The sequence below is a fragment of the Pseudarthrobacter sp. PS3-L1 genome (assembly GCF_030063285.1).
Taxonomy (GTDB): Bacteria; Actinomycetota; Actinomycetes; order Actinomycetales; family Micrococcaceae; genus Arthrobacter.
The window spans coordinates 782,542-809,268 of record NZ_JASISU010000001.1; the positions used below are offsets into that span (position 1 = coordinate 782,542).

Consider the following 26,727-nt stretch of genomic DNA (forward strand, 5'->3'; position numbering starts at 1 on the left):
TTCTGCAGGAAGTACGCGTCACTGCCGTGGTGGTCTCCCACAATGGCGGTGACTATCTCCCCACAACACTGGCTGCACTGAAGAGCCAGACCCGCCCCGCTGATTCCCTTATTGGGGTCGATACCGGTTCCCTTGATAATTCAGCGTCCCTTCTTGAGCGCTTTTTGGGCGCTGACCGCGTTGTCTCCTATACGGGCGGCACCCCGGGGATGGGTGCAGCAATCCAGGCCGGCCTGAACCATCTTGCGCCCGCGGCCGAGTCGGCGCCGGGAGACTGGATCTGGCTCCTCCATGACGACGCAGCGCCGGCCCCCGGGGCACTTTCCGAGCTCCTGGGTGCCGTCGAGCGGGCTCCCTCAGTAACGGTTGCCGGTTGCAAACAGCTTGACTGGCATGCTGATCGCCGGCTTGTGGATGTTGGACTCTCGATCAGCCGCTGGGCCGAGCGGCTCACCCTCATGGAGGCGGATGAGCTTGATCAGGGCCAATACGACGGCCGTACGGATACTTTCGCCGTCAACTCCGCCGGAATGCTCATCCGGCGTGATGTCTGGGATCAACTTGGCGGCTTTGACCCCGCATTGCCCGGTACCGGTGACGACGTGGACTTCTGTTGGCGAAACCGAGTAGCTGGCCACCGTGTTGTGGTGGTTCCCTCAGCCAAGATCTCCCACGTTGTGCACCGTCCCCACGCTCTCGGGACTGCTGCCGCTGCGCGCAGGGCCCAGGTCCACCTCAGGCTCAAGCACTGCGCATGGTGGCAGGTGCCGCTGCATGCCGTCGGTGCGATCCTTGGCAGTATCTTCAGGCTGGTGGTGAGCATCGCCGTCAAGGATCTTGGTCATGGTTTTTCGCAGGTGGCTGCGACGTTCTCGGCGCTTGCGCGTCCGCGAAGCATTGCCCGAGCCCGACGCTCGGCCGCAAGGACACGCAGGATGCGTCGTTCCCTGGTCCGGAAGCTCCAGACCAGCAGGCGTGAGGTCTGGAGCCATCGCCGTTCCCTCATGGAAGCCATCGGTTCCAGTGAGCTGGACGTGGAACGACGCGAGCAAGACGCTCTGGCAGACCAGCCCACGGGCGATGCTGCGGATGATTTTGCTGCACTGACAACGAGTGGCCGTGGTTGGGTTGGAATCGGTGCGTTGGCAGTTGTCCTTGTCACGCTTGCAGCAGCCATAATCAGCCTCAGCGCACTCTTCGGCGCCGACGCGCTCAGCGGAGGTGCCCTGCTCCCCGTTTCCCCTGACCTGATGACCATCTGGCAGCACGCCTCCGGTTGGTGGATATTGCTTGGTGCTGGTCTCCCTGGGCACGGCGATCCCTTTGGTTATGTCCTCTGGATTCTCGGTCTCCTGGGTGCAGGTAACGCAAATGCGGCGATTGTGTGGGTCTATTTCCTTGCCCTGCCGCTTGCGGGACTCGGCGCCTGGTTTGCTGCGGGTGCCCTGACTGGCCGTAGACGGACGCGGATGGCTGCCGCCCTCATGTGGGCCGCCGCTCCTGTCTTGCAGGTTGCCGTGGATCAAGGGCGCCTCGGTGCGCTCATTGCGCACGTTGTTATTCCGTTCCTTGCGCTGGGGCTGCTGAGGGCCACGGGAACGGCGATTGGCCACGGTCGATTTGCCATGCCGGCGCCTGGTGAACGCAGGTTCACCCAGCTCCCACCACCCAAGGCAGGCATCAACGGAGTACCTTCGTGGACGGCGGCAGCTGCCGCGGGCCTGGCACTGGCTGTAGTGACGGCGTCGGCACCCTCGCTTTTCATTCCGAGCGTCGCAGCCATTGTGGTGAGCGCTGTCCTGCTGCGTCGACGTGGGCGAACGCTGTGGTGGTCGCTGCTGCCAGCAGTTGCTCTGTTCCTGCCGATGGTCGTGGCGGCTATCGATCGTCCGCGGTCCCTCTTGGCGGATCCTGGCCAGCCTTTGGGATTCAGCGCAGCCCCCCTCTGGCAGCAAATCCTGGGCCAACCACTTGATTTTGGCATGCAGTCCGGGATTACTGGGCTCTCAATCCTGCCGACTGCCGGTATTCCCTGGGCGCTCATCCTCACCGTCCTCCTGGGCGGGCCAGTTTTGCTTTTTGCGCTTGTGGCACTCTTCCTGCCAGGACGACGCACCAGGCCAGCCCGCCTCCTGTGGCTGGTTGCCGCGCTGATGCTTGGTGGCGGATGGGCTGTTGGCCGGATTTCAGTGGCACTGACATCGACCGAGATGGTGTCGCCTTTCCCCGGTTCGGCTGTTTCCGCCGCCACGTTTGCCCTTCTGGCGGCCGCTGTCATTGGCGCTGACAAGGCACTCGCCCTCAGCGAGCGGCCCCAGGGCGACTCCAAAGGCGGGGTGCTTCGTCAGTCAATGGCCACGGTGGTTGTGGCGGCGGTGATGGTTGGTCCCCTGGTAGGACTTGTCGCATGGACTGCCAAGAACGTGGTGGACCAGCCGGTCGGTGCGCTTTCCATGCCCACGCTTTCCGCCAGTGACGCAGCGCAGGGCAGTGGTGTGCAGCTCTTGGTGGCGGGCGGATCCGTCCGGACGTTGCCAGCGACGGCGATCGACAGGGGCGTTGGGCCGGAAAAGTCGCGCACGCTCCTTATGAGCACGGACGATGATGGTGCCTTCGAGGCGACGCTGATGCGTGGAGCAGGAACAACCCTTGACGCGCTGTCGACCATCGCTTCTGCCCGGTCGATCATGGGCGCGCCCGGCCAGGAAACCATCCGGGCGGACGATCAAGCAGGAACCACCCTGAGAAACGTCGTCGCGGTCCTAGCGGCAGGACAGGGAGTTGACCCCCGTCCAGAGCTTGAGGCGCTCGGCGTCGGCTTTGTGGTGCTGCGTGCCGATGACACCGCAGCCCAGCTGACCGCAAGCCGGATGGATGCGGTGCCAGGGCTTGTGGCAGTGGGCGAGACGGACACTGGCTGGCTTTGGCGTGTTGCCCCGGCTGCGAACTCGACGTTGGGTGCAGCAGATGTAACCCACCGGGCGCGGATCACCGACGCCGCAGGGACTACCATCGGTGCGTTGTCCTCAGGCGTGCAAGACCTCGATGCCTCGGTTCCTGAGGGAGAAGAGGGCAGGCTCCTGGTCCTGGCGGAGCGGTCGGACACTGGCTGGAAGGCGCAGCTGAACGGCGTGGACCTCACCCCGGCATCTTCTGGCTGGGCCCAGGCCTTTGAACTGCCAGCGTCAGGCGGAACGCTGAGCGTGCGGTATGACAATCCTTGGGCCTACTGGTTGGGCGGGATGCAGATCGTCGTCATCGGGCTGACAGTTCTCCTGGCCATTCCCATGCCGGTCCGACGACCCAGCACGGGCTTGTCCCGCGACGAGGGCTCATTGCGGAAGGAACGCATCTATGGATAAGAAGCCAGAGGCCGAAATGGCCTCGATACCTGTCCGTGCCGAACCGGCACGTTCCTCAGGCCAACCCACAGATCTTCCGGTCATGGCGCCGCCCGTAGCGTTCGTGGCTGAAGGAAGCGCCCCCGCGGGGACACCGGCGACAGCAGGTGAATCACGCCCGGCTGCCCGCCGCGCTGCCCGTGGTGGGTTGGCTGCGGGCCTCATCTCGGCCGTCGCGGTCGTTGTCATTACCGGTGCCGTGGTGACATACGGTTCACTTACTCCAGCGCCGATGGATGCCCGCCAGTTGAGTCCGGTCCTCACTGCTGTACCGGCTGGCGCATCAACAGGAGTCTGCCCAGGGCCAGCAAGGCTCCTGGAGGGAACTGCAACGGGCACCGACCCTGAGTTCAGTGCGGCGTCGTCGTCAGCCAAGACATCGGTCAGTGCCGCTGTTGTTGGCAATCCCGGGGCTCAACTTCCGGCCAGTCGGCTGCAGGAACTCGATGGGTCAGAGCCTGTGAGCTTCACCAACGGTGCTGCCACGGCGGCTCCCGCCGCTGCCGAGGTACGGGCCGGCGTGATTGCGGGCCAGGGCGTGGACGGGATCCGGATCCTGCAGGCGGAAGCGCAGGAGGGCCAGGAAGCGTCAGCGGCTGGCCTATCAACGTATTCGGCGAATGACGGAGATCTCAGTGGCACTGCTGCCGCGTCTTGCCAGGAACCGGCGAATGACCTGTGGCTGGCTGGGGCGACCACCACTGTTGGTCGAACGGCTGTCTTGGTCGTGACCAATCCGTCCAGCAATCCTGCGACAGTCAACCTGGAACTGTTTGGGGGAGCGGGCCAAATCCAGGCACCGGGCAGCCGTGGCCTCCTGGTTGCGCCAGGAACCTCGCGCTCGATTGTGCTGGCGGGGCTCGCGCCAGGAGAAGAACAGCTCAGCGTCCATCTCCGCAGCGCCGGTGGCCCGGTGGCGGCGGTGATCCAGCAGAGTGTTCTTCGAGGACTAGTTCCTGGCGGAGTCGACTACATTTCGCCGAGTACCGGACCGGGAGTCCGGCAAGTCATGACCGGGGTGGATATCCAGGATCCAGCAGCTGTTGCGGCACTGACAGCAACACGAGGCTTCGGTGACGCTGGACCTGCCCTGAGCATCACCGTCCCCGGAACGACGGACGCCGTTGTTGAAATTAAGCTTTTTGGGCAGAGCGGCCAGCAGGCCCTGCCCAAAGGTGGTGTCGTGACGGCAAAAGCGGGCTCGCTCACCCAGGTCCCCCTGGCGGGACTGCCGGCAGGGCAATACACAGTCCTGGCGGAGTCCGACGTCGCTTTTACGGCGACCACGAGGGTAGCCCGGGGGACAGACAGTACCAAGCGCTCGGACCTGGCGTGGTCGCCGTCGTCCGCCCGGCTGGGAAGCCAACATATCGTTCCGGTGCCAGCCAATGGATCGCGGACGATGGTTTTTGGGGCCTTGGATGCACGCGCCACCATCTCCTATACACCGGTCACGGCCAACGGCGCGCTGCAACCTTCCGCAACCCTTGACATTGCCGGTGGCACCACTGGCAGCGTCAAGGTTCCGGAGTCAATCGGGGGATCGGCCGTGAATGCCTACGTTGTCTCAGCTGCGGGGGACTCGGTCTATGGGGCTCTTTTGTTGACCGGCGCGGACAACGATGATGTTTCAGTGATCAACCTGACTCCTTCGGCAGCTGGCCAGGAGAAAGTTCCCGTCACGCTGGGGTACTGAGCAGAGCGAGCAGCCAGCAGCATCCGGCGGTGCCCCCGCGCGGGGATCTCTCAGGAAGGCTGACGCTCCGTTCCTGCTGCGGTGTGGGACTGGCGCCGAGACACAGTAACGTCCTCAGTACCTGCGACGGTAGACGGGATCGACAGTCTCGGGGGCGACGCCCAGCATTTCAGCCGTGTACTCGACCACGACATCGTGGACGAGGTCCTGGAGCTCCTCGCGTGTGTCGCAGGCGTGCTCGGCCACCCGGCGGTACACGGTGATGAGGGGACCGTCGTCATCATGGCCAGGGATGTAGGCACCCAGTGGCGCCCGTCCCTTTTCCGCGACGAGGAACTCCAGGTTCGGCGGAATTTCATCAACAGCGAACCGGACGCCATCAAGGGTCTTGCCCCAGATATCGTGCAACCGCTGTGCCGAATCCATGACCAACTCGTCAAAACGGTCCGTGCGCGAAAGATATCCCGGCAGGTTCGGAGACAGAAGCTCGCCGCGCAGTCCCCGCCCGTGCCTATTCCGCCGCCGGTCCCTGAATCCCCTCCCGTAGCCCTGACCGATTGCGTCTCCGGAGGTTGCTGACGAATCCGACAGGCGGACGCTGAACGTCGGTTCAAGGTGGGAGGACTGCATAGTCTGACTCTAATCCTGGCCGGAGAAATATGCGACGCGCGCCGTGGGTCCCTCCCGCAGAGTAGGATTTTGTGTCGTGGGTGCTCTCCGTCAATGTTCAAGGTCTGCCTGCCGCGAATCGGCGGTGGCTACTCTGACGTACGTATATGCGGACTCGACCGCCGTTCTTGGACCCCTCGCAACGTACGCAGAGCCACACTGCTACGACCTGTGCGCCAGGCATGCGGGTTCCCTCACGGCACCCCGTGGCTGGGAAGTCCTGAGGCTCGCCATGCCCACCACTCCGCACCAGCCCGGCCCTGATGACCTGCTGGCGCTTGCAGACGCTGTCCGGGAAGCGGCAGGAAAACCTGCGGCACCGGTCCAGCGGGACGCGAGGGCGGCCATGGAAGCACCTGTCCCCGGCGAGGGAGCCAGAAGAAGGCACCTGCGAGCCCTCCGCGAACCGTGATTGGCCGCCAGTGGCGGTACGCTGGAAGCTGACCACCGGATCGCCTTCAGTGCCTAGTGCGCCAGTCAGGGAGCAGTAACCATGCCAAGCATCAGCCCAGAACTCTTGTCCGCGCTGAGATGCCCTGTGACAGGCTCGCCTCTTGTTCAGGACGTCGACTTCCTAGTGACCACTGAGTCCCATGACGGCGGCGCCCTCAGGTATTCAATCGAAGACGGCATCCCGCTCCTGCTGCCACCCGAGCTGCTCCAGGCTGCCACCTCTGCTGGCTCGGACCAGCACGACGCTCCGGCCTGACGCCGCGGACGTTGCATCCGCTGCACTGACACTTCACCCATCCCCCGCAACGCGAGCGGCGAACACTTCATGACTGAACAGAAGAGGACCTCATGACTTTCGATTACAAAATTGCAGACATCAGCCTTGCCGAGGCAGGGCGTCACCAGATACGCCTCGCAGAGCACGAGATGCCGGGACTGATGTCCCTGCGCGCCGAGTTTGGCGAGGAGCAGCCGCTCAAAGGCGCCCGGATTGCCGGCTCGCTGCACATGACAGTGCAGACAGCGGTTCTCATTGAAACCCTGACCGCACTTGGCGCTGAGGTTCGGTGGGCTTCCTGCAACATCTTCTCCACCCAGGATGAAGCCGCAGCTGCTGTGGTAGTGGGAACCGGAACTGAGGCAAATCCCACGGGCGTGCCGGTTTTCGCCTGGAAGGGCGAGTCCCTCGAAGACTACTGGTGGACCGCCGAGCAGATCCTGACCTGGCCCGGTGCGGAGAGCAATCCCGAGCTCGGTCCGAACATGATTCTCGATGATGGCGGAGATGCCACCATGCTGGTGCACAAGGGTGTCGAGTTTGAGGCAGCCGGTGCCGTTCCCTCAGCAGACGCCAATGACTCCGAAGAACACGTCATTTTCCTGGACGTCATCCGTCGCTCCATTGCTGCGGACCCCAAAAAATGGGGGCGCATTGCTGGCCAGATCAAGGGCGTCAGCGAGGAGACCACCACGGGTGTGCTGCGTCTCTACCAGCTCGCAGCGCAGGGAAAGCTGCTGTTTCCGGCCATCAATGTCAACGACTCGGTCACCAAGAGCAAGTTCGACAACAAATACGGCATCCGCCACTCGCTGCCCGACGGGATCAACAGGGCAACCGACGTGCTCATGGGCGGTAAAGTCGCTGTCGTCTGTGGCTACGGTGACGTGGGCAAGGGTGCCGCTGAGGCGCTTCGCGGCCAGGGATCACGAGTGATCGTGACGGAAATCGACCCAATCTGTGCGCTGCAGGCAGCCATGGATGGCTACCAGGTGGCAAAGCTGGAGTCCGTACTTGCCTTGGGCGATATTTTCATCACCACCACGGGAAACAAGGACGTCATCATGGCCGAGCACATGGCCGCCATGAAGAACAAAGCTATTGTCGGCAACATTGGCCACTTCGACAACGAGATCGACATGGCGGGACTGGGCCGGTTGCCTGGCGTCCGCAAAGTTGAGATCAAACCACAGGTCCACGAGTGGGTCCTTGATGAAGGTACGGAAGCAGAGCGCTCCATCATCGTCCTCTCCGAAGGCCGCTTGCTCAACCTCGGCAACGCAACAGGCCACCCGTCGTTTGTCATGAGCAACTCCTTCGCGAACCAGACAATTGCGCAGATCGAACTCTGGACAAAGAAAGACCAGCGTGACGACGAGCGCGAGTATGAAAACCAGGTCTATGTCCTGCCCAAGGTCCTGGACGAAAAAGTCGCACGGCTGCACCTCGACGCCCTTGGCGTTGAGCTGACTGAACTCTCAAAGGAGCAGGCCGAATACCTGGATGTCGATGTGGCCGGTCCCTTCAAGTCCGAGCACTATCGTTACTGAGGCGTGACGCCCCGGGCGCTGCCGGCGCCCGGGGTTTTCCTCCTTGGGGGCTTAAGATTGTCTGATGGAGCCTGATACAAAACCGCACCGCCTGGGTTCAGCCAGGAAGATCATCCTGATTGTCGGAGTGTGCGCACTGATTGTTGGTGGCGGTGTCTTCGCCGCAACGTCCGGCGTGGGCGCAGACCTTGTGCAGTCCGTCGCTGCACCGAATTCTCGTCCCTCTGCCGCGCCGTCCACGGCTAGTCCATCCGAGCCCCCGGCGGCACCTCCGGTGCAGCTCGTGGCTTCTCCGGTGAACGGAGCGGCGCAGGTAAATCCTGCAGCACCGGTGACACTGTCCGCAAAGGGCGGGACTCTTGAGACGGTCTCCTTGGCCAACGCTGCTGGTGAAAAGGTGGCAGGCTCGATGGGCGCCGATGACCTCACGTGGACTGCCAGCGAACCGCTGCTTTTTGACTCAACCTATACCCTTGCCTCAACTGTCAAGGACGCAGCTGGCAAGAGCTCAACGTCCACGTCGTCGTTCAGTACGGTTCCGGCTGCCAACGAAGCCGACGCTGCAATCTACCCACTCGATGGAATGAACGTGGGTGTAGGGCAGCCGCTGCAGATTGTCTTCAGCGAACCCGTGGTGAACCGGGAAGCCGTCGAAAAGGCCATCTCCGTGACCACCACTGCCGGTCAGCAGGGAGCGTTCCACTGGTACAGCGATACTATGGTGCGCTATCGGCCCGAAGCCTTCTGGACTGCGAACACCACTGTCACAATGGACATGAAGCTCTTTGGGCTCGACATTGGCAACGGGCAGATCGCAAACTTCAACAAAACGCTCAACGTCAATATCGGCGACAAGCGGGTGGCTGTGGCCGACGCAACGGCCCACACTTTTACGCTCAGCATCAATGACCAGGTCATCAAGACGGTTCCTGCCACCATGGGTGACGAACGCTTCCCTTCAGCCAACGGATTCGCGGTGCTGATGGAAAAGAATCGTTACGACCACTTCCGCGCAGCCAGCATTGGCCTGAAGCCGGGCGATCCTGCCTTCTACGGCGAGCTTGACGTTGAACACACCATTCGTCTTTCCCTCAGCGGCGCCTACATCCACCAGGCGCTGGAATCCGCCTACTCGTCCCTGGGGAACGCCAACGTTTCGCATGGCTGCATTGGACTCGGCCCCGTGGACGCAGCCTGGGTCTTTGACACCATGCAGACAGGTGATGTCGTCCAGGTCATCAACACTGATGGCGAGTACGCGGCACCCACTGATGGCTTCCAGGACTGGAATATCCCGTGGGCCGACTACGCAAACTGACAAGTTCCGCCTACAGCCCACACACCGGCCAGCAATCACTCCCCGCCAAGGCCATGGGCAGTAGGCTCGAGATGAGAATATCGGCATCGCCAGGGTCTTTTCCCACGATGCTCCACACGACGGAAGTGAAGCCCCAGTGACTGACAAGACTCCGCCCTCCAAAGATCATTCGGAGCCCCAACTGGACACCTCTGGGGACACCGAAGCTCCGGCTTTTGACTGGATGCGGACCGGTGGGGCAACCAAAGCTCCGCAGAACGCAGCGTCCGGTGACAACACCAAGCAGAGCAAGCCTGCCGCGGAGGACGTGCCAGGCGTGCGGGAGCGAACAGCTACCCCCCAGCGGGCTTCCGAACCAGCTGCTGGTGCGGTACCGGGCACCACGCAGCTTCCAAAGACGGCGCCTGCCTCTGGTACCCGTGCAGATCGTCGGGCTGCAGAGGCCGGAAATTCCGGTGTGGTGAGCCGGGACATCACGGCATCAGCAGTATTCGCGGAGCCCTTTCCAACGTCCGGACTGCAGGTCAGGCCCCCGGAAGCAGAGGTGGAGAGGCGTAACAAGGAGCGTGAGGATGCGGCAAACTCCAAGCCGGTGCTGCCCCGCGTGATGCAAGTGCTCCTGGCAGTATTCTTCCCCGTCATCCTTCTGATAGCGGCCATCCGGGCCGTGGCCAGCCCACTCTTCCTGTGGGTTGAATACAACCGCCCAGGATTCCCTGGCGATGGTTATGGCTTCAGCACTGATGACCGGATGACCTACGGTTCCTACGCTGTGGATTACCTGAACAACTGGGCAGGACCGCGCTTCCTGGGTGATCTGGTGGGCCGTAACGGGGAACCCCTTTTCAAAGAGGGCGAAGTCAGCCACATGGCCGACGTCAAAACAGTCATTATGACCACCTTTGGTGCAGGTGTCGTGCTTGCGATCATTGCGATCATTGCGATCATCTACCTGCGGCGCAGGCGCCCGGGCGGAGTCCGACGTGGACTGTTTACCGGCTCGTTGGCGACCCTGGTGCTCATGGGCGGGCTCGGCACCCTGGCTTTTCTGGGCTGGGAGCAGTTCTTCACCGAGTTTCATCGCATTTTCTTTGCGAACGGTACCTGGACATTTACCCTTGAGGACACTCTGATCCGCCTGTTCCCGGGCCAGTTCTGGATCGATGCGGGCATTGTGATCGGCGGGCTCGTGGTCGTGGTTGCACTGATCACCCTGGTACTCACCTGGCCCACCAAGAAGCGCCGGGGCCGCGCCCGTGACCGGCAGGAGCTCGTGGCTGCAGATGACGCGGAGAAGCTCGCTGGCCAGGAGCGGGATCTGTCCACCGCAAAGTCAACGCCATAGCAGGACCCCTGGCAGCGTGCGGGGAAGATGGTTTCTGACACAAAAGCCCGGCCCGACGGCGGACATCACGTCCGCCGTCGGGCCGGGCTTTTGTGTTCCGGGGCTGCTAGTTGTAAATACTGTGGATCACTGTGGAGAAGTCCTTCACCACAGTCGAGCGTTTCAGTTTCAACGACGGGGTGAGGTGGCCGCTCTGCAGGGAGACTTCTGCGTCAAGCACCCGGAACGCCCTGACGGATTCTGCCCTGGAGACAGAGCGGTTAGCCTCATCCACTGCTTCCTGCAGTTCCGTCAGAACCCGGTGGTCTGAAGCGGCAGCGGAGACTGTCAGCTGGGAAAACCCTTTGTCCATGCACCAGTGGCTGAGGTTATCGGCATCGAGGATGATCAGCGCGGACACAAAAGGTTTACCGTCTCCCACCACCACGGTGTGGGCCACCAAGGGATGGGCCCGGATGATTTCTTCAAGGGGACCGGGTGCTACGTTCTTGCCCGAAGCCGTGACCAGGAGGTCTTTTTTACGGCCCGTGATGGTGAGGAAGCCATCCGCATCAAGGGACCCCAGATCCCCAGTACGGAAGAAGCCATCCACAAAGGCGGCGGCGTTGGCAGCCTCATCAGCGTGATAGCCCCTGAAGACGCCAATGCCCCGCACCAGAACCTCGCCGTCGTCCGCAACCCTGATGGTGGTCCCTGGAATGGGCCGTCCCACAGTGCCTACTTTTGTGTGGGTTGGCGTGTTCGCCGTGCACGGGGCCGTTGTCTCCGTCAGTCCGTAACCTTCAAGTACAGGGATGCCGGCGCCCCTGAAGAAATGCGCATCGCCGGGTGCAAGCGGACTTGCCCCGGATACGGTGTAGCTGATGTGACCACCCAGGGCGTTTCGAAGCCTAGGGTAGAAGATCCTGTTGAACAGTCCGTGACGTAGAGTGAGCAGGATTCCGGGCCCCTTGCCCCTACCCCTGTACCTCATGTCCTGGGCGACCGACCATGCACGGGCTGTCCCTGCTGCGGACGTGAACATCCGCGACCTGCCAGCATTTGTGGCCTTCTGCGCAGCACCTGAGTAGACCTTTTCGAAGATCCGGGGAACCACTAGCAGGAAGGTGGGCCGGAACGTGCCCAGGTCTTCGATCAGCTGTGCGGTAGTGGCAGAATGGCCAAGCGTAGCCCCTGCACTGAGGCAGACCACCTGGACGGCGCGGGCCAGTACATGAGCCAGCGGCAGAAACATCAGTGTTCGTGCACCGTCCTGCAACAGGGGTTCGGGCAGGAACTGCACAATGTTTTTGGCGACGAGGGCAAAGTTGCCATGCGTGATCTCGCAGCCTTTCGGCTTTCCTGTTGTCCCCGAGGTATAGACGAGCGAGGCGACGTCGGCCAGGCCAGCAGTTGTGCGGTGCCTTTCGAGCTCACCAGCTGTGACTCCCGTGCCTGCCGCCGTGAGGCTTGCGAGGTCCGGCGCGACGCCGTCGAAGTCCATCCGGACAATCGTGACGGGTAGCTGTGCCAACAGCTCAGAAGAGTCAACGACGTCTACCACCAGCGCAGCCTTGGCACGGTCCTCAACAAAGATTCGGCGTGCGCCGGAATCCTGCAGGATCCATTCAATCTGGCTTGCCGATGATGTCTCGTAGATGGGCACGACTATTCCACCGGCATGCCAGATGGCAAAGTCCACGAGGGTCCATTCGAAACGACTTGCGGACATGACGGCAACAGGATCGCCCGGCGCCAGCCCACCCGCAATGAGTCCCTTGGCCAGGCCAGTGACCTGCGTGAGGAAGGTCCCTGCGCTGACGTTACTCCAGCCCTGGGCATGCCGCCGGGAATAGATCGCGTGGTTTGGGTCCAGGTCTGCCTGCTCAAGCAAGAGATCCGTGACGTTGCTGTCTGGGTCGAGCTCCACCAGCAACGCCGTGCTTGCTTCTCTCACTGCTGTTCTCCACTCCGCGACCGAATCGGGACACCTGAGCGTGCTCGGTTTCTGCTGCAATCCTGCCCTAGATCCACGAAGGCATCCACATCCTCAGCCGCCACTGATCGTACGGAATGACCTCAGCGGTCCAGATCGGATAGAAGAAAGCAGAGAGCACAAGGGCTGCGGCCAGGAACCCTGCGACGAAGTAGAGTCCGGACCGCCGGCGCCACGGGGGGTCCGACGGGCTGCCAAGAACCAGGCCAAGAACGTAGGTGAGGGCAAGAATCGTGAAGGGGAGGAAGGAAATCGCGTAGAAAAAGAACATGGTGCGCTCGGGGTACATGAACCACGGAAGGTACCCGACGGCGACTCCGGCCAGGATGGCACCGGCCCGCCAATCGCGGCGCCCGGCCCAGAAGAACAGGAGCACCACCAAGGACAGGGCCGCGCCCCACCAAATGAGTGGATTACCCACTGAAAGGATGGCGGAGGCGCAGTTCTCCACACCACAGCCGGGTGAACCAGCAGCAGGAGTTTCATAGAAGAACGACGTAGGGCGGCCCATGACCAGCCAACTCCATGCACTTGCCTCGTAGGGGTGCTCTGCCCCCAGCCCCTGATGGAATGCGTAGGCTTCAAGATGGTAATGCACAAGGGATCGAATGGGGTCCGGGACCCATCCCCACTGGGCCGAAGGGTTGCTCTGCGCCCACTGGCGGAAATACCCGTCGCTGGACCTGAACCAGCCAATCCAGGTTGCTGTGTACACGCCTACTGCCACCGGGACCATGCTCAGGAATGCCGGAATCCCATCCTTGATGATCCCAGCGCTGATCCAGCCACGGATTCCGGCCGTACGTCGTGCACTGAGATCCCAAAGGACACTGAGCACTCCGAAGCCAGCAAGGAAAAATAACCCTGACCACTTCGTACCTACGGCAAGGCCAAGGCAGACTCCCGCTGTAACGCGCCACCAGCGGATGCCCAGCCATGGGCCCGCCGCCTGCGATGCTGCGCTGGGCAGACCCGTTGCGCTTTTCTGTGCCAGTGCACCAAGGCGGCGGGCCAACCGCCGTCGTCCGTCATCTCGGTCCAACAGCAGGGCACCAAAAGCCGCAAGCACCCAAAACATCAGGAAAATATCCAGGAGGGATGTTCGCGACATCACCAGGTGGTGCCCGTCAATAGCCATCAACAGGCCGGCCACAGCTCCCAGAGTCACAGATCCCAGCAGTTTCTGGGCAATCAGCGCGAGCAGGAAGATAGACACGGTCCCGGTCACTGCTGCGGCGAAGCGCCATCCGAAAGGATTATCAGCGCCAAAAAACCACATTCCGGCGGCAATCATCCACTTGCCTACTGGCGGGTGGACAACGTATTCCGGCGTTGAAAGGATCACGCTTGGATCACCAGCGTTGAATGCCTCGTTGGCCTTATCCGGCCAATTGCGCTCATAGCCACTGATCAGATAGGAGTAGCCGTCCTTCACGTAATATGTCTCGTCGAAGACCAGGCTGTGCGGTGCATCGAGCCGAACAAACCGCAGGATTCCACCGAGAAGTGCTGTGAGGGTAGGCGCCAGCCAGAACCAGAGCCGCAACGACGGCGGATAATCCCGCCAGGATTTCAGCGTGCCGATCAGGCGATACTCAAGGGCTTCGACAGTGAAGGCACTGTCCGGCCGTGTTATCCAGGAGCGTTCGCCGGGTGTTCGCCGGCTGCCTCCGGAGCGTCGAACACGGCGTAGCGCTCCCTGTTCGGCGGTCCCGCCGGGCATAGCGGGCTGCGTCTGTTCGGGGGTCTGTGTCACGTGCCAATGCTACCGTTTGCCCTGCCATCCGCTGCCCAGCAGTAGGCTGGAGACGTGGAATCCCCAGCTGGCAGCGCGCCCCTACCGACAGACTCCGACGACCCAGTTTCCGCTGGTACCGAACTGTTAGCCCCTGAAGAGGACAGGAGGGAGCTCCCCGGTGCTGCCCAGCACCGAATTTTTGGCTCCGGGCGGATAGTCCTGGCAGCCACTCCGATCGGAAATTACGGTGATGCCTCTATCCGGCTCACCGAGCTGCTCGGCACGGCAGACATTGTTGCTGCAGAAGACACCCGACGCCTGCACCGCCTCGTCCAGGGTCTGGGTGTCACTGTTGCTGGCCGCATCATCAGCTACCACGAGCACAATGAAGCCACCCGCACGGCAGAGCTTCTGGACCAGGTCAGGGATGGCAAGACCCTGGTGATGGTCACTGATGCAGGCATGCCCGCTGTCTCCGATCCTGGGTTCCGCCTGGTGGAAGCCGCCGTCGAAGCCGGGTTAACGGTCACCACGGCTCCCGGGCCATCGGCTGTACTCTCGGCACTGGCTCTTTCAGGGTTGCCGACTGACAGGTTCTGCTTTGAGGGCTTCCTGCCGCGCAAGGCCGGGGAACGCTCCAGCAGGCTCACGGAACTTGGTGGGGAACGGCGCACCATGGTGTTTTTTGAGGCCCCGCATCGCCTTGAAGTAATGATTCGGGCCCTCCGTGAGAATTTTGGCCCCGAACGTAGAGGTGCCGTGTGCCGGGAGCTGACCAAGACGTATGAGGAAGTTATTCGTGGAACGCTGGCGGAGCTGCTCACCTGGGCTGAGGACAATGAGATACGCGGCGAAATAGCGGTAGTGGTCGCCGGTGCTGCCCAGCGGGAGGTAAGTAAGCCTGAAGATCATGTTGCAGCTGTGAACTCACTGATGGGTCAGGGTATTCGACTCAAGGACGCAGTGGCCGCCGTGGCCGAGGATGCCCGGATCAGCAAGCGTGAGCTCTACTCGGCGGTTCTGGCCGCGCGCTGAGCACCGGGATCGCCGCAAGCTGCCAGCGCCGGCAGTCACGGTTGTGAGGAACTGCCGCCTGCTCGGCAACGGCAGGGCCCGAAAGTATTGTGCCGCTGCACAATGCTTGGCGCCCCGTGTGGTGCGCCAAGGCGTAGACCGGTCCCTCGGGCGGCAGTAGGGTGGCAGTAATCGGGCCCAAGGCCAGTCGATACTGCCTCGATTGCGCCGCCCAGGACCAACCCACACCACCTGACGAAGGAGACACAGTGACTGCATCCGCACAGACCACCGCTACTGCAGAGCGTGAAAAGGAACTGCTGGCAAGCATTCCCACCGGCCTGCTTATCAACGGCGAGTGGCGTCCAGCGGCATCCGGTAAGACCTTCGATATTGAGGATCCAGCAACGGGCAAGATCCTGTTGAGCATTGCTGACGCGGGAGCAGAGGATGCTGCTGCGGCCCTGGATGCAGCTGCCGCTGCCCAGGATTCCTGGGCCAAGACACCGGCCCGCGAACGGGGCGAAATCCTTCGCAAGGCATTTGAGCGCGTGACCGAACGGGCCGAGGACTTCGCCCTGCTCATGACCCTGGAGATGGGCAAGCCACTGGCCGAGGCCCGTGGTGAAGTCACCTACGGTGCCGAATTCCTGCGCTGGTTCTCCGAGGAAGCTGTCCGCGCCTTCGGACGCTACTCGGTATCCCCCGACGGGAAATCACGGTTGTTGGTCACCAAGAAGCCCGTAGGGCCATGCCTGCTGATTACACCGTGGAACTTTCCCTTGGCCATGGCGACACGAAAAGTGGCGCCTGCCGTTGCTGCCGGCTGCACGATGGTGCTTAAATCAGCCAACCTGACGCCCCTGACGTCGCAGCTCTTCGCCGAGGTCATGCAGGAGGCTGGCTTGCCAGCAGGTGTCCTGAACCTCATTCCCACCTCAACCGCAGGGGCAACCACCGGGCCGTTGATCAAGGACGCCAGGCTCCGCAAGCTCTCCTTCACCGGTTCTACCGAGGTGGGCCGCCGCCTGATGGCCGACGCTTCCGAAAACGTCCTTCGGACATCGATGGAGCTCGGCGGAAACGCACCCTTCCTGGTCTTCGGCGACGCAGACGTTGACGCTGCAGTGACAGGGGCTATGGCAGCCAAGCTGCGCAACATGGGCGAGGCCTGCACTGCTGCCAACCGCTTCATTGTGCATGAGAGTGTTGCTGCTGAATTCTCCGAGAAGTTTGCTGCAAAGATGCGCGACATGACGTTGGCCAGGGGCACCGAGCCCAACTCAAAGGTTGGGCCGCTCATCGATGCCAAGAGCAGGGACAAGGTCCAGGACCTTGTGGACGACGCCGTATCCCGCGGCGCGAAGGCCCTCACCGGCGGTGCCGCTGAAGAGGGTCCGGGTTATTTCTACAAGCCCACGGTCCTGACGGGTGTCACCGAAGACTCGCGGATCCTGGCGGAGGAGATCTTCGGGCCCGTCGCGCCCATCATTACTTTTTCCTCGGAGGACGATGCTGTGCGGCTGGCCAACAACACAGAGTACGGTCTGGTTGCCTACGTCTTTACGAAGGACCTCAACAGGGGGCTACGGATGGGGGAACGGTTGGAAACCGGCATGCTGGGTCTCAACGCAGGGGTCATTTCCAACGCTGCGGCTCCCTTTGGTGGCGTGAAGCAGTCAGGCCTGGGGCGCGAAGGCGGCCTGGAAGGCATTGAGGAGTACCTGTACACCCAGTACATCGGTATCGCCGATCCATACGCGGACCAGTAACCAGGGCACAAGGATTCCTGGACCTGTCCCGGCACCAGCAGGGCCAGGTGCTCTTGCGTAGCACGCACTGCACCTGGCCTTGCCATGCCTGGCGGGATTGACGCGACCCACCCCGGCTGTGGCGTGAGCCTCAGCGCTGCTAGACCGTGAGGTGAGTGCTGTGGCTCAGTGGCGACGCAGGACCGACTGTGGCAGCCACTGGCTCCTGAAGTGTTGGATCCGGCCCGCATTACCGGCGAGGGACGCCCGGACCCGTCCCAGGCGCACAACCAGATCGTCCACCATGAGATCTCCGCGCACTGCAGAGGTGTTTTCGACTGGCCGGCCATAGGCTGTGCGCTCGAAGTCGGCAGCCAGCGTGGCGACAGCAATGTGGGCGGCGTTGTCCACCCCGGCAGGTTCACCCAGGAGCCCTGAATCCCGGAGCCGTTGGGAGTAGTTGCGCGGTGTCTCACTGGGCAGCGACGGCAACCCGTAGTCCGCGCCGAGATCCTGGAGTTCATCCCAGGCCAGGGGGACCGCCGTCGGGCTGGGCGTTGGCCGTTCACGGCGCAACCGCCTGCTGGATCGAATCAGCCGTGGCGTGCCCAGCACGGCCAGCACCACCAGCAGCATAGCCACGGCCAGGAGTGCCGGTGCCAGCCGGAAACCAGAAGCGGTTCCACTGGAGTCCACCCCGACTCCAGCCTCGGCCGATGGCGTGGGAGTGGCCGTGGGAACCGTGGCCTCTGGATTGCCGGGGGCAAGATCGGGCGCCTGGTCATCGCTGTTGGGGTTGAGCGAAGAAAGGGCATCAATTGTGTAGTCGGGTACCACGCCGCGGGACGGGGTGGGCTCGAAAGGAACCCAGCCAATGCCCTCGAAATAGAGTTCGGGCCAGGCATGCGCATCCCTTGAATCAACCTCGTATTCGGTGAGTTCCCCTTCGCCGTCGACTGCGACGGTGTTGCCCGTGAGGCGGCCGGGAGCGTACCCGACGGCAATGCGGCTCGGAATTCCCTCAAGCCGCGCCATGACGGCCATGGCCGAGGAGAAATGGACGCAGTAGCCGCTCTTCTGGGTAAGGAAATCCGCGAGCACGGAGAGCCCGTTGCCGTCGTACCCTCCCTGGGCCGGAGAATCCAGGGAGTAGGTGAACTGCCCGGATCGCAGGTATCTCTGAATTGCCAGGGCCTTGTCGTAGGGATTCTGTTCAGCACCTGCCACTGACTGCGCTGTGGTGCGGACAATGTCCGGAACGTCCAACGGTGTGGCGGAGAAGATTCCGGATATTCCGGTGGGTGGTGCCGAGGCCCGGGCCAGCAGCTCGGCGCTGAGGACCGGCGTGGATGATTCCACCGTGTATTGCTGGCCGCGCGTGCTGGTGTCAGTGCCCTTGATACTCAGCGTCAGGGGATCCCAGGTCCACTGACCGGTCAGCCCGCTCACGGAATCGGGGGAGTAGGGAGCAGGTAGGTAGGGGCTAGTGAAGTTTCCTGCGCTGACGGCTGTCACCTGACGGACTTGGGCATCGGGAGCCAGGGAGCTGTCGTTGTCAAACCTGTCCGTGCCGGGGCGCCGTGATCCTTCCCGGTCATCTGGCCCCCAGGATTCCCCAGAGAAGGTGTCAACCGTGACGCTTCTTAGGTAGGGCGGATTTGTTGCGTTGGTGGCATAGCTGATCCGGCCGCTGCCGGTGGGTGCGCGCAGACTGTTTCCCAGCGAGATCATCGGGTTCAGCCCGTCGGCCGTTCCCCACGTGTTCAGTCGTGAACCTTGCGGAAAGGTGCCCTGGGTGAAACCTGGAATGGCGAGCGGCACGATGAGCGAGGCGGCCAGCACAGCACCTCCTGTCACAAGGGCCCTCCGGGCCTGCCCCGGGTTTCGGGTGGAATCGGCGGCAAGCCGGGCGTCAGGAGCAAACCAGTGGCTGCAGCCGAGAATAATCAGGAATCCGGCAGCGGCAGTGAGAAACCCTGGCGCCCCGACACTCTGTGGTTTCAGCAGCGCGGGCGCCACCATGATGGCAAGAAATCCCAGGCCGCTGGTGGCAGGCATGGCAAGGGGGACGGCCAGCGCATCAATGAGAATGACCAGCACGCCTACTGCCACACAGCAGACCAGCACGATACCGGCGTTCGGTGCTACGGGCACGCTTTCCGAAATCACTGTTTCGTTGGCACGCCGCAGTGCTTCGCCCACGGCATCCATGCTCTGCGCGGACGGGAAGATGCCCAGAAGGCTGGAACTGCGGAAAAAAATCAAGTTTGTGATGGCGATCAAGACCACGAAGCCGCCGCCGGTGACGAGGACCGGTCGGGCACGGACGGAACGAAGTGCTGCCACGCTGAAACTGACTCCGGCGACGACGGTCAGCAATGGTGGGTACCAGGCCCAGCCTCGCAGTACTCCATTGAGCGAGAGTGCCGCTCCGGCCACACCCACGGCGATCCCAAAGGCCATGAGCCAGGGCTGGACACCCATGCCGGGTTTTTTGGTTCCGGTATCCTGGGGCCCCTGCCCGGGGGTGTTGCGTCCGGTGGTTGCCCGATCCAGTAGGGCGCTCATGGGGCCACGCTTGCTGCGCGACGGGCGTTGGCGCCGGTGTCCGCCACAGCGCTGGCATCCTGGGCGTCGTCGAACATGGTCCATGCCTCCTGAAGCGGCACTGCAGGTGTCACAACAACAGTGCGCCATCCGCCGCGGCGGAGAATTTCTGACTGCTCGACACACGCGTTGGTGTTGTTGACTACCAGGATCGCGAAGGCATTGGCACCGAATCCGGCACCGAGCGCCAGGCTGCGGGCTTCCGGGCTGCTGATACTGCCGAGAAGGGCGATGATAGGGCCCCGCATCCTGTGGGCGGAGAGTTTGTCCAAGAGGGTGTCCCCAAACGCTGCGGGGTCAACGCCTTGCCAGGGTTCGGTGGCACGGGAATTCCCTGGAGTGCCTGGTGTTTGTCCGGATCGATGGGCAAGAGGTTCTGTGACCTCAATCGCGGCAAGGCTTTCTGCAACGGACTGCAGGCCGCTGGCGCCTGAAAACTCATCGGTGGAAGGGTCCGGCGATGAAGCCGAACGCAGGAATGCAGGTTCTCCGAAGGCATCAAGGCATCGCAGGGAATAGCTGAGTTCCACCAGGTGGGTAGAGACGGAGACGGCAGCCACCACTAACCATTCAAAGGCGGCGCTGGTCATCATGCCCTGTTCCGCTGCCACGGGTGAGGCTTCGGGGAATGCTGCGTGCCGTTGATCCATGATGATGGTTGCCTCGGGTGTGGTGACGGACTCCTCCTGCCGGACCATCAGCCCACCGTGCCGTGCTGTTGCTGCCCAGTGGACACGGCGCATCGGGTCCCCATGGCGGTACTCGCGGGTCATGACATCGTCATCGCTGGGATTTGCCCTGGTATTTGTCGCCGTGATTCCGTCGGTTCCCCTGGCTCCGGCGAGGCCTGTTGGTGGCAGTTGGAGGGCAGCAGGGGTAACCGTGAGCGTATCGCCGTGGTCGAGTGCATGGCGCTGGAGGCTCAGGCCAAAGGGATCCGTGAACTCGGCGGTCACGGGACCAATACGGTACTGTCCGCGATCTGCGCTGTGCAGGGTGTACTCGTAGCGGCTTGTGTCATCCACTGCTTTTCGTGACGGGAAGCGGAAAGCCGGAGACTGCCCACATTGTGCTGGCAGGTGTTCAGCCATGGTCGCCGTTCCCGCCCTGCCGCCAGCGCGTGCCAAGGAAAGGCGCACAGTGCTGGGACTGTCCGTTTCGACACTGGGTGGAGAAAAGACGCGGGTCACGCTGAAACGAGGTTTGATGAGGCGCATTCCAGCTAGCGCAATCAAGGGAAGCAGCAGCAGCAGAACCGAGAGGCTCAGCAGGTCCCGCCGACCCATCAGGGCTGCCAGCAGGATGAATGCCAGTCCTGCACCCAACAGCCCCCACCCTCTATGGGTGAAAAGGTGGCGGGCACGTCCTCTCAGTAAGTCCACGGATGGATCCTATGAATTCCGGGTTCGGGCGCCAAATCCCCGCGGTGATGTGGCCGCGGGATCCCGGGGTACCGGGAGGTGTTCGAGGATGCCGCGCAGGATGTCCGCAGCATTTTCCCCTGAGCTGGCGGCCCGCCTGTCCAGAATGATGCGGTGCGCCAGGACCGCTTCGGTAACCGTCATGACGTCGTCAGGAACGACATAGTCCCGGCCATCGAGAGCCGCTGTTGCCTTCGCCGCCCGCAGGAGCTGCAAAAGGGAGCGTGGACTTGCGCCGAGGCGAAGAGCTGGACTCTCCCTGGTGGCCCGGCCCAGAGACACCGTATATTCCTTGATGGCAGTTGAGACGTAGACGTCCGCCACAGTCGCAACCATTGCAGCGACCTGGGCTGCAGAGACGACTGGCGTGATCCTAGTGAGTGGCGAGATAGCCTGGTGGGTCTCGAGCATCTCCATCTCGGCCGCGCGGTCCGGGTAACCCATGGAGATTCGCGCCATGAACCTGTCGCGCTGTGCCTCCGGGAGCGGGTAGGTGCCTTCCATCTCGATCGGATTCTGTGTGGCCACGACCATGAATGGCTCGTCCAGATGGTAGGAGGTCCCGTCAACAGTGACCTGGTGTTCTTCCATGGATTCGAGGAGCGCTGACTGGGTCTTGGCAGATGCCCGGTTGATCTCATCACCGATCACAATGTTCGCGAACACGGCACCTGGCCGGAATTCGAAGGCCCGCGTGGATTGGTCAAAGATGGAGACGCCCGTGACGTCCGAGGGCAGGAGGTCCGGGGTGAACTGGATCCGGCTGACCGTGCAGTCGATGGTGCGGGCCAGGGTTTTTGCCAGCAGTGTCTTTCCAACCCCTGGAACGTCCTCCAGCAGCAGGTGCCCCTGGGCAAGGAGCACCGTGAGTGCCAGGCGGGCCGCTTCGGGTTTGCCGTCGATCACCGTATTGATCGCACCCAGGATGCTGTTGCTCGCGGCCTGGAAGGAATCCCGGTCCATTGCCGGGGGCCCGGGTTCGCGGATTCCGTAGGCGCTCCCGTGTGTGTCACCGTTCCCGTTCCTGCCACCAGAGGGAGCCCCGGACGGGAGGGCTGGGCTTTCGGCAGCTGTGCGTGCGGGGGAATCCATCGGCAACCTCTCAACGCGGGGGGTCGCAGTGCGACCGGACAGGCGCACGCCTCAGGGGCTTGCGCCTTCGTGACTATCAGACTACTAACACAACTGCCCCGGAGGGCAGAGAGTTCCACAAAACCCTGAAGGGATTCCCCGGTTAGGCTTGACGAATGTGTGATGCGAATATTCCAGCAGCGTATGTGGACCATGACCCAGCCACGGATCCGAAGCGGCGACATGCGCCAGCGCCGGAGCCGCTGCCCGTTCCCGTCATGGATAATCACACCCACTTTGATGTTTCTGGTGCCGGCGGGGATCACTCCGCGCTGGCCGTCAGCGTGGGCAGCGCGCTCGACGCCGCTATGGCCGTTGGAGTCCAGGGGGCCGTCCAGGTGGGCTGCGACCTCGAATCATCAAGGTTCACTGTGGATGCAGTTGACGCCGAGCCGCGCCTCTTGGGCGCCGTTGCGCTGCATCCCAACGACGCGCCGGACTACGCGGAACGCGGAGAATTAGACGCAGCCCTGGCAGAGATTGAAGCGTTAGCCATGCACCCGCGTATCAGGGCAATCGGAGAAACAGGGCTGGACTACTTCCGCACCTCTGGTGCGCGCCTGCAGGACCAGCTGTACTCCTTTCGGCGCCATATCGATATTGCGAAACGGCTTGGTTTGGCGCTGCAGATCCATGACCGCGATGCCCATGCCGACGTGGTGCGTGTGCTGGAAGAGGAAGGTGCCCCTGAAACAGTTGTGTTCCACTGTTTTTCCGGTGATGGGGAACTCGCCCGCATCTGCAACTCCAGGGGCTGGTTCATGTCCTTTGCTGGAACCCTGACCTTCCGCAACGCAACGAACTTGCGGGAGGCAGTAAAGAAAGCTGATCCTGGGCTGCTGCTGGTGGAAACTGACGCGCCATTCCTTACGCCGCATCCTCATCGGGGCAGGCCAAACGCCAGCTACATGATTCCCTACACTGTGCGTGGAATGGCAGATGTGACAGGTATTGAGCTCTCTGAGCTATGTACCCAGATCAGTTCAAATACCGTGCGGGCCTACGGTTCGTGGGAATGGTGAGAACGCTCCTGCAGCATAGATATTAAATACTGCGTATGCACTCTTACTTTGATGCTTTATAACGCTCCGGTTACAGTTGAACGATCAACCGGGGTCGGGGAAGGCCACCGGACTGATTTTTCCACCGGGCAGGGCCTGAATCCGTTTCGGGCCCTGGTGGTGGATTCCTAGGCAGCGCAGTGCTGCCCTGACGGGCGTCTCGATCGCCGTATCAGGGCTGCGCTGCGCTTTTCCCCGCGCCCCGATCACTCAACAGTTACGGGCAGACGTGATCAAGCTTTTTACCTCGGACGGCAAGTTCAGTTTCCTCAAAGTTGGAGCGCAGCTTGTTGTTCTCTCAGCGCTGGTCCTCGGCCTGGTGGCCTTTGTTGGCAACAACAAAACCGTCACCCTCAACGTTGACGGGACCGTGACCTCGCTGCAGACCTTTGGGGGGACAGTGGGGCAGGTGGTCAGGAGCGCCGACGTCGACCTGGCGTCCGATGACATGGTATCTCCCGCTGAAGACACAGCAGTCGAGAATGGCCAGATCATCAACGTCAACCGCGCCAAGGACGTTACCGTAAACCTTGATGGCGCGGAGAGTACCGTCAGCACCACTGCCCCTGATGTTGGGGGCCTGGTCACGGAACTTGGCGTGGCGAGCACGTCGTTGATTTCCGTCCCCACCGACGCCCAGTTGACTGTCGCTGGATCTTTTGTTGCCATCTCCACTCCCAAGACGATCAGCGTGGTGGCGGATGGCGCGGTGGAGACCACCACCACAACGGCACGCACCGTTGACGCTGTCCTGACTGACGCTGGTATCACCCTGGGGGTCAATGACCGGCTTTCCCAGCCGATTGACGCGCCGGTTGTTGACAACATGATCCTAAAGGTCTCCCGGGTAGACACCACGCAGACGGCAGCGACCACTGAGGACATTCCCTTCGAGACCCTCAAGACTGACAGCGCCGAGATCCTCAAGGGTGAAGAGGAAGTCACACAAGCCGGATCGACGGGAACAGTGGAAAAAACCTTCAAACTGGTCACAGTCGACGGGCGCGAAGCGTCAAGGACCCTGGTTGCCGAAACTGTCAGCGTGCAGCCTGTGACCGAGCAGATTTTGGTGGGCACAAAAGTCAAGCCGGTAGAAGTTCCGAAGACCGCTGCAGCTGCGAAATCCGCGGGCAGCGGCAACGGCGGCGGTAATACTGGTGCAGCGGCCCCTGCTGCGGCGAACGAAGGCATGTGGGACAGGATTGCCCAGTGCGAATCCACGGGAAACTGGTCCATCAACAACGGAAACGGATATTACGGTGGACTCCAGTTTGACATCCAGACGTGGCTCAGTTCCGGTGGCGGCGCCTACGCGCCGAATGCCAGCCTCGCGACAAAAGCCCAGCAGATCGACATTGCCAACCGGGTCTATGCCCAGCGCGGACTCCAGCCCTGGGGCTGCGCTTCGGCAGCAGGCTGAGATCGGCTCAGGTGCACGTAAACGGTGATCATCCGCGGGATAGGATGACTGGGTGACTGAACCCAGCATCCCCGCGCCCGCACCACTCTTCGGTGCCTCGGATATACGCCGCATGGCGGAAGAAATAGGGATCCGTCCCACCAAGACCCTGGGCCAGAATTTTGTGATCGATGGCAATACGATCCGACGGATTGTCTCCGTGGCCAAGATCGCCCCGGATGAAACTGTCCTGGAAGTAGGGCCGGGACTGGGTTCCCTGACCCTGGGCCTCCTTGATGCCGCCGCATCGGTTGTTGCAGTGGAAATTGACCCAGTCCTCGCCGCCAAGCTTCCAGCCACCGTGAAGCAATGGCGTCCGGACGCCGCAAAGAACTTCCACCTGGTGCAGGCAGACGCCATGCGGGTGACCGAGCTGCCAGTGGCTCCCACGTCCCTGGTGGCTAACCTGCCCTACAACGTGGCGGTCCCCGTTGTTCTGCATCTCCTGCAGCACTTCCCGTCCCTGAACCATGGCCTCGTCATGGTCCAGGACGAGGTAGCGGACCGGTTGGCAGCTGGCCCTGGGTCGAAAACCTACGGCGTTCCATCCGTCAAGGCAGCCTGGTATAGCAGCATGCGAAAAGCCGGTGTTATCGGCATGAACGTCTTTTGGCCGGCCCCCAAAATCCACTCGGGCCTGGTGTCGTTTACCCGGCAGGAGCCACCGCAGACCACGGCCACACGCGAGCAGGTCTTTGCCGTCATCGATGCAGCTTTCGCCCAGCGCCGGAAAACCCTGAGGGCCGCACTTGCTGGTTGGGCTGGTGGGGCTCCGGAGGCCGAGCGCTTCCTGGTGGCCGCAGGCGTTGATCCCACTGCTAGGGGTGAGGTCATTGACATTCTCGCCTATGCACGCATTGCAGAAGCCAAGGAGGCGTTGCTGTGACAGATGCCACCCGACCCTTCGTATCCCGCAGCGTCAGGGTCCGGGCGCCCGGAAAGATCAATGTTTCTCTCGATGTGGGACCAGTGCGTGAAGACGGCTACCACTCCGTAGCCAGCGTGTACCTGGCTGTGTCGCTCCACGAGGAAGTCTGCGCCACGAGCACCGAAAATCCGGGCATTACCGTGAGCCTGAGCCGCGAGAGCACCATCGATCTGGACGCAGTGGATATTCCGCTGGATTCAACCAACCTTGTCCACCGGGCAGCCACGCTACTGGCTGAGTTGTCCGAGCATGCAACAGGGGTCCACCTTGAAATCACCAAGCGCGTTCCGGTGGCAGGTGGCATGGGTGGTGGCTCGGCGGATGCCGCTGCCGCGCTGCTTGCGTGCGATGCGCTGTGGGACAGCGGACTTTCCAAAGAAGAGTTGGCCCACGTGGGAGCGGAATTGGGTGCCGACGTCCCGTTCGCGCTACTGGGCGGCGCGGCTGTGGGACTGGGCGTGGGAGACCACCTTTCCCCGGCCCTCGCCAAAGCACAGACCCACTGGGTCCTCGTTCCGGCGAATTTCGGGCTCTCCACCCCGCTTGTCTATGGCACACTTGACCGGCTCCGTGACGCTGAGTCGCTCAATGCTGTAGATCCCACCGACGTCGACCCCCATATCCTCCAGGCCCTCCGGAGCGGGGATGCCAGCGCCCTGGGCAGGGTCCTTGTCAACGACCTCCAGCGCGCAGCTGTGGAGCTGGCGCCCAGCCTTCGGGAAACCCTTGGCAGGGGAGAATCCCTCGGGGCGCTGGCGGGCATCGTCTCCGGTTCCGGACCAACTGTCGCCCTGCTCACCGCCAGCGCCGAAGCAGCAGTCGAGGTGGCCCAGAATCTGGCCCATCATGGGATCAGCGCCCTTCCGGTCCACGGCCCCGTGCCCGGTGCCCGCATCATCTCCGATACCCTCCTCTAAGAGTCCTTTAGCAGTC

Annotated in this window: 19 protein-coding genes; 13 read left to right on the top strand and 6 right to left on the bottom strand. The window is 62.4% G+C overall.

Annotation, left to right across the window (positions count from 1 at the left end):
- Nucleotides 1-2: 2 nt before the first annotated feature.
- Both QMG79_RS03650 and QMG79_RS03655 read left to right on the top strand, forming a co-directional pair.
- On the top strand, nucleotides 3-3,362 hold the full coding sequence (locus QMG79_RS03650) for a glycosyltransferase (RefSeq protein WP_349357249.1): 3,360 nt from the start codon (nucleotides 3-5) through the stop codon (nucleotides 3,360-3,362).
- Entirely contained in the window at nucleotides 3,355-5,097 is a 1,743-nt protein-coding gene (locus QMG79_RS03655; protein WP_283537194.1) for a DUF5719 family protein, read from the top strand. The genes QMG79_RS03650 and QMG79_RS03655 overlap by 8 nt, the downstream gene beginning before the upstream one ends.
- A gap of 114 nt (nucleotides 5,098-5,211) precedes the next feature.
- Here the strand turns inward: QMG79_RS03655 and QMG79_RS03660 are convergent, their stop codons facing one another.
- Nucleotides 5,212-5,727, bottom strand: a complete 516-nt coding sequence (locus tag QMG79_RS03660) for a metallopeptidase family protein (protein WP_283537195.1) — start codon at nucleotides 5,725-5,727, stop codon at nucleotides 5,212-5,214.
- Between the two features lie 76 nt (nucleotides 5,728-5,803).
- On the opposite strand from QMG79_RS03660, the gene QMG79_RS03665 reads away from it, so the two are divergent.
- The 5 genes from QMG79_RS03665 to QMG79_RS03685 all read left to right on the top strand — a co-directional run bounded on the left by QMG79_RS03665 (nucleotide 5,804) and on the right by QMG79_RS03685 (nucleotide 10,709).
- On the top strand, nucleotides 5,804-6,178 hold the full coding sequence (locus QMG79_RS03665; protein ID WP_283537196.1) for a DUF3499 domain-containing protein: 375 nt from the start codon (nucleotides 5,804-5,806) through the stop codon (nucleotides 6,176-6,178).
- 81 nt (nucleotides 6,179-6,259) lie between these two features.
- Nucleotides 6,260-6,475 carry a Trm112 family protein gene (locus tag QMG79_RS03670; RefSeq protein ID WP_283537197.1) on the top strand — a complete coding sequence of 72 codons (216 nt, stop codon included), beginning with the start codon at nucleotides 6,260-6,262 and terminating at the stop codon, nucleotides 6,473-6,475.
- Between the two features lie 92 nt (nucleotides 6,476-6,567).
- Nucleotides 6,568-8,046 carry an adenosylhomocysteinase gene (ahcY, locus tag QMG79_RS03675; RefSeq protein WP_283537198.1) on the top strand — a complete coding sequence of 493 codons (1,479 nt, stop codon included), beginning with the start codon at nucleotides 6,568-6,570 and terminating at the stop codon, nucleotides 8,044-8,046.
- Nucleotides 8,047-8,110: 64 nt separating this feature from the next.
- The gene (locus QMG79_RS03680) at nucleotides 8,111-9,364 is read left to right on the top strand and encodes a L,D-transpeptidase (protein WP_283537199.1); all 1,254 of its coding nucleotides are present in this window, start codon (nucleotides 8,111-8,113) and stop codon (nucleotides 9,362-9,364) included.
- 136 nt (nucleotides 9,365-9,500) lie between these two features.
- Nucleotides 9,501-10,709, top strand: coding sequence for a TIGR01906 family membrane protein (locus QMG79_RS03685; protein ID WP_283537200.1), 1,209 nt, complete (start codon nucleotides 9,501-9,503; stop codon nucleotides 10,707-10,709).
- 106 nt (nucleotides 10,710-10,815) lie between these two features.
- Here the strand turns inward: QMG79_RS03685 and QMG79_RS03690 are convergent, their stop codons facing one another.
- Nucleotides 10,816-12,645: an AMP-dependent synthetase/ligase gene (locus QMG79_RS03690; protein WP_283537201.1), complete on the bottom strand. Its 1,830-nt coding sequence runs from the start codon at nucleotides 12,643-12,645 to the stop codon at nucleotides 10,816-10,818.
- A 67-nt stretch (nucleotides 12,646-12,712) separates the two neighbouring features.
- The gene (locus QMG79_RS03695) at nucleotides 12,713-14,407 is read right to left on the bottom strand and encodes a dolichyl-phosphate-mannose--protein mannosyltransferase (RefSeq protein WP_283537358.1); all 1,695 of its coding nucleotides are present in this window, start codon (nucleotides 14,405-14,407) and stop codon (nucleotides 12,713-12,715) included.
- 210 nt (nucleotides 14,408-14,617) lie between these two features.
- Between QMG79_RS03695 and rsmI the strand changes: the two genes are divergently transcribed.
- Nucleotides 14,618-15,457: a 16S rRNA (cytidine(1402)-2'-O)-methyltransferase gene (gene rsmI, locus QMG79_RS03700; protein ID WP_283537359.1), complete on the top strand. Its 840-nt coding sequence runs from the start codon at nucleotides 14,618-14,620 to the stop codon at nucleotides 15,455-15,457.
- Between the two features lie 248 nt (nucleotides 15,458-15,705).
- On the top strand, nucleotides 15,706-17,208 hold the full coding sequence (locus QMG79_RS03705) for an NAD-dependent succinate-semialdehyde dehydrogenase (RefSeq protein ID WP_283537202.1): 1,503 nt from the start codon (nucleotides 15,706-15,708) through the stop codon (nucleotides 17,206-17,208).
- Nucleotides 17,209-17,373: 165 nt separating this feature from the next.
- Here QMG79_RS03705 and QMG79_RS03710 read toward each other — a convergent pair whose 3' ends face one another.
- The 3 genes from QMG79_RS03710 to QMG79_RS03720 are packed head-to-tail and all read right to left on the bottom strand — an operon-like array spanning nucleotide 17,374 to nucleotide 22,307.
- On the bottom strand, nucleotides 17,374-19,755 hold the full coding sequence (locus tag QMG79_RS03710) for a transglutaminase TgpA family protein (RefSeq protein ID WP_283537203.1): 2,382 nt from the start codon (nucleotides 19,753-19,755) through the stop codon (nucleotides 17,374-17,376).
- The gene (locus QMG79_RS03715; RefSeq protein ID WP_283537204.1) at nucleotides 19,752-21,176 is read right to left on the bottom strand and encodes a DUF58 domain-containing protein; all 1,425 of its coding nucleotides are present in this window, start codon (nucleotides 21,174-21,176) and stop codon (nucleotides 19,752-19,754) included. Before QMG79_RS03715 ends, QMG79_RS03710 begins: the two co-directional genes overlap by 4 nt.
- Nucleotides 21,177-21,185: 9 nt before the next feature.
- Nucleotides 21,186-22,307 carry an AAA family ATPase gene (locus tag QMG79_RS03720; protein WP_283537205.1) on the bottom strand — a complete coding sequence of 374 codons (1,122 nt, stop codon included), beginning with the start codon at nucleotides 22,305-22,307 and terminating at the stop codon, nucleotides 21,186-21,188.
- A gap of 155 nt (nucleotides 22,308-22,462) precedes the next feature.
- Between QMG79_RS03720 and QMG79_RS03725 the strand changes: the two genes are divergently transcribed.
- The 4 genes from QMG79_RS03725 (at nucleotide 22,463) to QMG79_RS03740 (ending at nucleotide 26,711) form a co-directional block, all read left to right on the top strand.
- Nucleotides 22,463-23,368, top strand: a complete 906-nt coding sequence (locus QMG79_RS03725) for a TatD family hydrolase (protein ID WP_283537206.1) — start codon at nucleotides 22,463-22,465, stop codon at nucleotides 23,366-23,368.
- Between the two features lie 268 nt (nucleotides 23,369-23,636).
- On the top strand, nucleotides 23,637-24,827 hold the full coding sequence (locus tag QMG79_RS03730) for a resuscitation-promoting factor (RefSeq protein ID WP_283537207.1): 1,191 nt from the start codon (nucleotides 23,637-23,639) through the stop codon (nucleotides 24,825-24,827).
- A gap of 52 nt (nucleotides 24,828-24,879) precedes the next feature.
- Nucleotides 24,880-25,752 (top strand): 16S rRNA (adenine(1518)-N(6)/adenine(1519)-N(6))-dimethyltransferase RsmA, encoded by an 873-nt coding sequence (rsmA, locus tag QMG79_RS03735; protein ID WP_283537208.1) that lies wholly within the window; start codon nucleotides 24,880-24,882, stop codon nucleotides 25,750-25,752.
- On the top strand, nucleotides 25,749-26,711 hold the full coding sequence (locus QMG79_RS03740; RefSeq protein ID WP_283537209.1) for a 4-(cytidine 5'-diphospho)-2-C-methyl-D-erythritol kinase: 963 nt from the start codon (nucleotides 25,749-25,751) through the stop codon (nucleotides 26,709-26,711). The genes rsmA and QMG79_RS03740 overlap by 4 nt, the downstream gene beginning before the upstream one ends.
- Nucleotides 26,712-26,727 lie beyond the last annotated feature (16 nt).

Bases quoted from the DNA above. Each gene is read 5' to 3' on its own strand.
- QMG79_RS03655 (WP_283537194.1), top strand. From the start codon at position 3,355: ATGGATAAGAAGCCAGAGGCCGAAATGGCCTCGATACCTGTCCGTGCC.
- QMG79_RS03660 (WP_283537195.1), bottom strand. From the start codon at position 5,727: ATGCAGTCCTCCCACCTTGAACCGACGTTCAGCGTCCGCCTGTCGGAT.
- QMG79_RS03670 (WP_283537197.1), top strand. From the start codon at position 6,260: ATGCCAAGCATCAGCCCAGAACTCTTGTCCGCGCTGAGATGCCCTGTG.
- ahcY (WP_283537198.1), top strand. From the start codon at position 6,568: ATGACTTTCGATTACAAAATTGCAGACATCAGCCTTGCCGAGGCAGGG.
- QMG79_RS03680 (WP_283537199.1), top strand. From the start codon at position 8,111: ATGGAGCCTGATACAAAACCGCACCGCCTGGGTTCAGCCAGGAAGATC.
- QMG79_RS03695 (WP_283537358.1), bottom strand. From the start codon at position 14,407: ATGCCCGGCGGGACCGCCGAACAGGGAGCGCTACGCCGTGTTCGACGC.
- QMG79_RS03710 (WP_283537203.1), bottom strand. From the start codon at position 19,755: ATGAGCGCCCTACTGGATCGGGCAACCACCGGACGCAACACCCCCGGG.
- QMG79_RS03720 (WP_283537205.1), bottom strand. From the start codon at position 22,307: ATGGATTCCCCCGCACGCACAGCTGCCGAAAGCCCAGCCCTCCCGTCC.
- QMG79_RS03725 (WP_283537206.1), top strand. From the start codon at position 22,463: ATGTGTGATGCGAATATTCCAGCAGCGTATGTGGACCATGACCCAGCC.